At 46.8% G+C, this 7,640-nt stretch carries 6 protein-coding genes; all 6 read left to right on the plus strand.

Features of this window, described 5'->3' with window-relative positions; genetic code table 11:
• Positions 1 to 837, plus strand: an 837-nt coding sequence (locus GRP75_RS15785) for an NAD(P)-dependent malic enzyme (protein ID WP_160789771.1), incomplete at its 5' end; no start/stop codon positions are given.
• A gap of 115 nt (positions 838 to 952) precedes the next feature.
• On the plus strand, positions 953 to 1,996 hold the full coding sequence (citC, locus tag GRP75_RS15790) for a [citrate (pro-3S)-lyase] ligase (RefSeq protein WP_202404163.1): 1,044 nt from the start codon (positions 953 to 955) through the stop codon (positions 1,994 to 1,996).
• Position 1,997: 1 nt separating this feature from the next.
• Complete coding sequence (gene citX / locus GRP75_RS15795) at positions 1,998 to 2,540, plus strand: citrate lyase holo-[acyl-carrier protein] synthase (RefSeq protein WP_160789772.1); 543 nt, start codon at positions 1,998 to 2,000, stop codon at positions 2,538 to 2,540.
• Between the two features lie 47 nt (positions 2,541 to 2,587).
• Complete coding sequence (citG, locus tag GRP75_RS15800; protein WP_160789773.1) at positions 2,588 to 3,475, plus strand: triphosphoribosyl-dephospho-CoA synthase CitG; 888 nt, start codon at positions 2,588 to 2,590, stop codon at positions 3,473 to 3,475.
• Positions 3,476 to 3,790: 315 nt separating this feature from the next.
• Positions 3,791 to 5,932 carry a HelD family protein gene (locus tag GRP75_RS15805; RefSeq protein WP_023989916.1) on the plus strand — a complete coding sequence of 714 codons (2,142 nt, stop codon included), beginning with the start codon at positions 3,791 to 3,793 and terminating at the stop codon, positions 5,930 to 5,932.
• A gap of 356 nt (positions 5,933 to 6,288) precedes the next feature.
• On the plus strand, positions 6,289 to 7,599 hold the full coding sequence (locus GRP75_RS15810) for a replication-associated recombination protein A (protein ID WP_160789774.1): 1,311 nt from the start codon (positions 6,289 to 6,291) through the stop codon (positions 7,597 to 7,599).
• The last annotated feature ends 41 nt before the right edge of the window (positions 7,600 to 7,640 follow it).

Consider the following 7,640-nt stretch of genomic DNA (forward strand, 5'->3'; position numbering starts at 1 on the left):
CCAGACGAGTTTGTGCGCACGGTTGAAGTGATCGCCCCAGGTTTTGGAGGCATTCATCTTGAAGACATCAAGGCGCCAGAATGCTTCTATATTGAAGACAAATTAAAAGAAAAACTGAACATTCCGGTTTATCATGATGATCAGCATGGAACGGCAGTTGCTGTGCTTGCAGGGTTATTTAATGCCTTAAAACTTGTGGGCAAAAAAATGGAGGATGTGCGCATCCTCATCAATGGAGCAGGAGCTTCGGGTATTGCCACCGCCAAGCTATTGCTTGTTGCAGGAGCGAAGCGTATGGTTCTCTGCGATATTAATGGTGCCTTGGTCGAAGGCGACACCTCTCTCAATGAACCTCAGCAGCAAATCGCCAAGCTGACGAATCGCGATAAAGAAACAGGCAGTCTTGCAGAAGTTATCAAAGGCAAGGACATCTTTATCGGCTTATCGGTTGCAGATGTGATGACAAAAGAAATGGTGCAAACCATGAGCAATGAAAGCATCATTTTTGCCCTTGCCAATCCAATTCCAGAAATTTTGCCGGAGGAAGCACACAAAGGCGGAGCAAGAATTGTTGCGACCGGCAGATCGGATTTTCACAACCAAATCAATAACCTGCTGGCATTCCCCGGTATTTTCAGAGGCGCGTTTGATGCCAAAGCCACGGACATCACGATGGAAATGAAATTAGCGGCAGCCAGAAGCATTGCAGAACTGGTAACAGATGAGGAGCTTGATGATACCTATATCGTTCCAGATTCGATTGACAAAAGAGTAAGTGCAGCAGTTAGTAAAGCAGTAAAAATCGTCGCAGAACAAAGCGGTGTTGTAAGAAAATAAAGACATTGTCTTTTCAGAACAAATAAACAGGATGCGCATCCTATCCTTTCGCTTACAGAGTGTGGGATGCGTCATTCTGTTTATTCTGACTTCCATGCAGAAAACGGTGATCATTATGGCTATGTGGATGGAACATTTGCGTGAAGAGATTTTAAATCCAACCTCTGAAGACGCTCAAAGAAAGCTTCGCGATTTCCTCAAGCGCCAAGGTCTTAGAATAGACCATCAAATTGAATATACGCTGGAAATTATAGATGGCAGCGACATTGCCGCTACAGGTTCCTTTTCAGGCAGTGTACTAAAGTGCATTGCTGTGGATGAAGCTTATAAAGACCAGGGGCTATCGGCACAAATCGTTAGCCATTTAGTAAATGAAGAATACAGGCGGGGAAGGGCTCACTTGTTTATTTATACAAAACCTGTAAATAAACAAATTTTTAAGGAACTCGGCTTTTATCCAATCGTGGAGGAATCCTCCAAGGCTGTCTTGTTGGAAAACCGATGGGATGGTGTCCAGCAGTATCAGCAAGAGCTTTTGCAGGAATCGGGCGATCTTGTGCCTTCGGCTGTGATTGTCATGAACTGTAATCCATTTACACTTGGACATCTGCATTTAATCGAGCATGCAGCAGCGGTTTGGGAAAAGGTACATCTTTTTGTAGTCTGGGAGGACCAATCCATTTTTCCATCAGATGTTAGATACAGACTAGTGGAAGAAGGCGTGAGACATTTGGCCAATGTGGTCTTGCACAAAGGCAAAGACTATATCATCTCGGGCGCAACGTTTCCTTCTTACTTTCTCAAAAATGATGAAGAGGCAGCAAGTACGCATATATTACTAGATTTAAAAATATTTAGCCAGTATATAGCTCCGTTGCTAAATATTCAAAAACGGTATATCGGTCAGGAGCCAAGCTGTGACTTGACCCGCAGGTACAACACGATCATGAAAAAAATACTGCCTTCCGTTGGAATCGAGGTAGAGGAAATACCGCGACTGCTATGGAAAGGGGAGGCAATCAGCGCCTCTGCGGTCCGTAAATATATCTGTCTGGGTCAAATGGATAAAGTGAAGAAGCTTGTACCGGACACGACCTATCAATTTTTATTGTCAACGGAAGCTGGAGAAATTATCAGGCGTGTCAGGGAGATGTCATAACATGTACTCATATGAGGTTACCCTTGAAGAAATGCTACAGGCACGCGAAAACCGGGTAGATAGACAAAGACAACTGATCAGCAGGTACACGGTACCTCTGATCAGCATGACGATCAATATCCCGGGACCACAGAAGTCCTCTCCAACTAGTAAATACGTTTTTCATGAAGGCTATCGTATCTTGATGAGTCAGCTGGCGGTGAACCAAATGACACCGCTGCACAGTGAAACGTATGATCTGCTAACAGGCCCAGAAGCATATGTTGCCGTTCAGGCAGACGCGCGAATATTGAAAAATTTGGTCATCGCGATTGAAGATGGGCATCCACTAGGAAGATCACTGGATCTGGATGTAATTGGACCCAATGGAAGGGCAATCTCCAGAGATGAACTTGGCTTGGGGAAGCGAAAATGTCTCATGTGCGAGCAGGCTGCGCATGGTTGTGGACGGAGTAGAGCACATGCACTTCCCGAATTGCTGGAAGCTATCAAAGCATTGGTGGACAGTTATACGCGAAAGCAACAAGTAGTCAAACGAGCATGATCGTTCATCATCATTAAAAAATCCAGAGAAGAAGGTTGTTAGTATGTATGATTGCAACAAGCCTATTAAGTGAAAGCCTTGGTCAACAGGCTGTCCTTGCGCTGCTAACAGAGGTCTCCGCCAGCCCAAAGCCGGGACTCGTAGATCGGTTTAATCGTGGTGCTCACAAGGATATGGACTTCTTTACGTTTATGTCTAGTGCGGCCGCACTTTCCGGCCATTTTGAAAGATGTACAAAGGCGGGTGGTTCCTTTCATGGAGAGGATCTCCGTATACTATTTGCGAATCTACGCCCCTTGGGACAGGAAGCAGAACAGGCTATGTTTGCCGCAACAGGCGGGGTGAACACACATAAAGGTCTTATTTTTTCGCTAGGAATTATTTGTGCCGCCGCCGCGTATTGTTGTACGACACGAGCAACTGCTAGCAGGCTGGATGAACAAGTAATTTGTGAGACCATTGCTCAGATGACCAAAGGTTTATGTGCGAGTGAGCTTGCATCCCTAAAAAAATCAACAGGCTTAACGGTCGGCGAACGGTTATATAAAGAGTGGGGCATGACTGGCATACGTGGCGAGGTGGAAGCAGGCTTTCCCACTGTGCGAGAGTATGCTCTGCCCGTCTATCGTGAGTTGAAGTCATCGCAACGATACCATGTGAATGATATCTGTGTTCAAACCCTGTTACAACTGATGGTTGTCAACGAAGATACGAATGTCGTTGGTAGACACGATAGGGAGATGCTAACCTATGTCCAGCAATATGCCAAGCAGGCGCTAGAGGCGGGCGGTATCTTGTCAGAGAGAGGTGTCGCCATGATTCATCAAATGAACGATGATTTTGTGCAAAAAGATGTTAGTCCGGGTGGTTCCGCTGATTTACTGGCAGTCACAATCATGTTGGAATATTTATGTCTAGCACCACCTGCAATATAACGGCAATGTGGTTCATAGCCGACCTATTTTAATGAAAAAGGGTTGTCCCCAAAGTGATATGTCCCCCTCAAAACAGACAGGTTAATTCGTAAAGACCTACTGCTGTAAGAGGGGTTTTTTTATGAAAAGAGATAATTGTGAATGATGCTGTGTAGAAGTGAGCCTTGAGGCCTTTCATATATGAAAACCTGCATAATAGGAAATAAGGTTGGATTTTTATGGTTAAATGTGTTACGCTTACTTTCCTTTTTTTGTGTCGGAGCAAGTGAATGCGATGCAGAAATCGAGACTTGATATTCTTAGGAGGTAACTGAAATGGAGAATGAGTTTCAAAGTGCCTATCAAGAAGAACAGCACAGGCTGTCGCTTGCTATGGAGGAAATTGATCGGAGATTGGAACGGCTTCGCAATACGCCGGTGTACACCGGGCATGATTTTACGGAGCAAGTGCTGGAATCGGCACGGGAGGAAAAACGTCAGGCTTTGGCCAAAAGCTCACAGGAGCCTTATTTTGGTCGTATGGATTTTGACGAGCGTGGCAGAGGGCAGCGGAAGCCACTTTATATCGGTAAAATTGGAGTGGAGCGTGAAGAAACGTCAGCGTATCCGCTGGTGATTGATTGGCGTGCACCGATTGCCAGCTTGTTTTATTCGTTTACAGGTGGTGAAGAAACCGCGTCTTACGAAGCTCCTGAGGGAACCATTGAGGGCTTGGTCTATCTGAAGCGTAATGTTGTCATTCGGAAAAAAATCCTGGAACGGGTAGCCGATACATATAATCGTGAAAGCGACGAGCCTGCCGTTTCTGATGAGTTTCTCGTTTATCGTTTGGGAGAAAACAAGGATAACCGTTTACGGGATATCGTGTCTACCATTCAGGCGGAGCAGGATCAGATCATCCGCGCGGCTAAAAATACTGCCCTCGTTATTCAGGGGGTAGCGGGTAGTGGCAAGACGACGGTAGCGCTGCATCGTCTCGCATTTTTGCTGTATCAATACAAGGATCAGGTATCAGCGGACAAAATGGTGATTTTCGCACCAAACCATATGTTTCTCGACTATATTTCAGATGTACTTCCAGAGCTGGGGGTCGGGAATATTCAGCAAAGTACATTTGCAGACTGGGCATTGGACTTGTTGGGTTTGGATTTACCTTTGGCTGATCCTGCCGAAACGTTATCTTATTGGTTTGAGAGTGGCAGTCTGAGAAAGGAATCCATGGATGAGGCGCCGGGAAGATTCAAGGGTTCGGTTCATTTTATGGAGTTGCTTCAAGCTTTTGTTGAACGACTGGAGCCCATCTCCGTGCCCGAGGGGGATTTTTCACCATGGGATGGAGCGGTGCTGCCACAAGCTGAGATTTTGAATTGGTTTAATGAGGAATATAAGCCTTATCCGCTCGCGAAGCGGAAGGAGCGTGTGCTGGCAAGAGTGCACCGCTGGATTGAAATGGAACTGAAAAAGTCGCCTTCGGCGGCAGCGCTCAAGGAACGCAAGAAAAAGGCAGGGACACGGGAAAAGGCATATGCTAAAAAATGGCCACAATATGACGCACTGACGCTCTATAAGCAGCTTTTTCAGGCAGCTAAAGGGTTACCCGCAGATACGGCTGCGGAGATGAAGGCTTCTCTGCCAACTGCTATTTTTAAGACCACACAGTCGGACCTGCGAAAACAGATTATCCGTGAAGAAGATCTGACTGCGTTAGTGTATCTTCACGTGCTGATTCATGAGGTAGAGTCATCTCAACGTTTTGACCATGTGGTCATTGATGAAGCGCAGGATTTTTCACCTTTTCATATCGCATTGCTGGATTTGTTCGTGAAAGGGCATTCCTTCACTATACTAGGCGATTTATCGCAGGGCATTCATGAATACCGTGGCGTACATGCGTGGGAGGAAATGAGTTCTCTTTTTGCGCCGGAACATACAGGGTATTTTGCACTTACGCGGAGCTATAGATCAACCTTGGAAATTATAGAATTTGCAAACACGATTTTGGAGCAGGGAGTTCGCGGCGGTATTACGGCAGTTCCGGTATTTCGTAGTGGCGATCCGGTGCGTACGATGTCTTACGACTCATCGGTGCGTGAGCAGAGTTTGCTCACCGCTCTAAAAGAGCTGTCCTCCAAGGAGTATCGTACTGTTTCTGTGCTGACCCGTACCTTAAAAGAGGCTGTGGAGCTACATGAGGTTTTCACAAGCGCGGGGTTGGATGTGAATTTGATTGACGGTGGTAAAAAGCAATATGAAGGCGGATTGTCGGTACTGCCTGTGTACCTATCCAAAGGTCTGGAGTTCGATGCAGTTATTGTGGCGGATGCCGACCATGAGCATTATGGAGAACGGGCATGGGATGCCAAGCTGCTGTATGTAGGATGTACCCGTGCGCTGCATGAGCTGTGGCTATTGCATGATGGCTCACTTCCTAGTTACGTACAGGCACAGACGGAGTAAGCAGAAAAAGCGTTGTAAAGCATCGCCTGAGTTGTTGTATTCCTTTTTGTTTACTGTTTATCTTAGTGATGGAAATTATGAAGTCATGTGAGTCGAAGAACAGCCACGAAATTCATCTTTCGTCTAAGGCTGTTCTTTCTTTTTTTGTAAGCGACTGACTTGGAGATCTACAGCTGTACCGTGACCATGCTATCTGCAACTTGTTAACGGATATGGTAGAATAAGAGGCGGTTTACACCGTATCAGGATTATAGATGACTTGAATTTTCATGATTTTCAACCGTATGAGCGAACATAGTATGTTTTCAAAGAAAAAGAGAAAGTGTTCGTTCATAAACCATAAGGAAGTGAATGAAATGGACTTATTTTCATATTCCCAAGAGTCAACGCCAAGCAATCGGTTGCTTGCGGATCGCTTGCGTCCGACTTCGCTGGATGAATATATTGGACAGGAGCATGTTGTGGGTCCGGGTAAGCTGTTGCGAAGAGCTATAGAGGCAGATCAGGTTTCTTCTATTTTGTTGTACGGACCACCGGGGTGCGGCAAAACAACGCTGGCACATATCATCTCACAACACACGCAAGGAGATTTTGTACGTCTGAATGCTGTAGAAGCATCTGTGAAAGACGTAAGAGAAGTCATTGACCGGGCACAGACGAATAAATCGATGTATGGCAAAAAAACCATTTTGTTTCTCGACGAGGTACATCGTTTTAACAGTTCACGTCAGGATGCACTGCTGCCTGCGGTGGAAAAGGGCACGATCGTGTTTATTGGCGCCACCACTGAAAATCCCTTTCACTACGTCAACGGCGCTTTAATGAGCCGTTCTACGTTGTTCCAGCTTGAAGCGCTAACGCAGGAGCATTCGCTGGCTGCTATGCGCCGTGCCTTGAGCGATGCGGACAAAGGGCTCGGCTACATGCAGCTTCAGGTAGATGAAGCTGCACTGGCTCACATCGCGTCCATGGCGAATGGTGATATCCGCCGCGCTTTGAACGCGCTGGAACTGGCGGCGCTCACGACGCCTCCGCTGGCAGACGGCACGATTCACGTGACACTGGAAGTCGCAGAGGAATCCATCCGTCGCCCGATTGTCAAAGCAGATGAATCCACGCAGTATGACGTGCTGTCGGCCTTTCACAAAAGCATTCGCGGCTCCAGCGACGCCGCGCTGTTCTGGTTTCTGTACGCCGTAGAAAAGCTCGGCATGGACCCGATGACCTTTATCCGCCGCCTCATCGCTGCGAGCAGTGAGGACATTGGCCTGGCGAACCCGCAGGCAATGGTGCAAGCGGTGAGTGCGCTTGAAGCCTATCGCAATAACGGCTGGCCCGAGGCCAAACTGAACATTGCACAGGCCATTTTGTTTGCTGTGGAAAGCCCCAAATCGAATGCCGTATATACGGCAATTTCACGGGCCATGTCGGCTATGGACGATATCAAATCGGCCGAGGTGCCACTCCATTTGCGTGATGCACACTACAAAGGCTCGGAAAAGCTCGGTCATGTTGGCTATCAATATCCACATAATTATCCGAATCATTATGTGAAGCAGCAATATTTGCCCGATTCGATAGCAGACCAAACCTTCTACAAGGCTACTGAGCAGGGGAATGAATCCAAAATCAGGCAAAACCAGCGGTGGCGGGATTCCCAGTCTTAATATATATGTACGACTTAATATACAGAGTGTGTACGAAATAG

The organism is Paenibacillus sp. OT2-17, assembly GCF_009827695.1.
GTDB lineage: Bacteria > Bacillota > Bacilli > Paenibacillales > Paenibacillaceae > Paenibacillus > Paenibacillus polymyxa_B.